A 357-nucleotide genomic window follows, 5' to 3' on the forward strand; every position below is an offset into this window, starting at 1 on the left:
GCCCCCGTTCTCGCTCCCTACAGCATGGAGGCGATAAATTTCACTACCAGCCATCACCATCACTTTTTCCAGCAGCACCGCAGGGACTGTTACAAGACGGTTTACGCGCTTTTCCTCCATCAGTTCACGAACAACGTCGTGAACAATGCTGACATCAGCACCATGCTCAAAGGCATCGTCCAGCCGCTGCATGACGGTTTCCAGCTCATCGTCTGTCAGACTCCAGTCCTGGGCTATGTGACGCACATCCCCACGGGTCAGCACCACGGCAAAAACGCATTCACTGTCCGGCACGTCTGTATCCAGCACTTCGCGGATAATTTCTTTAACAGTACAGTACATGTTCTCGTCTCCTTT

Annotated in this window: 1 protein-coding gene; it reads right to left on the bottom strand. The window is 52.7% G+C overall.

Annotated elements, in window-relative coordinates:
• Positions 1 to 342, bottom strand: a 342-nt coding sequence (locus E0D98_RS26100) for a DUF1380 family protein (RefSeq protein WP_131891579.1), incomplete at its 3' end; no start/stop codon positions are given.
• Between the last annotated feature and the right edge of the window lie 15 nt (positions 343 to 357).

The sequence above is a fragment of the Escherichia sp. KCJ4928 genome (genome assembly GCF_004352695.1).
Taxonomy (GTDB): domain Bacteria; phylum Pseudomonadota; class Gammaproteobacteria; order Enterobacterales; family Enterobacteriaceae; genus ECMA0423.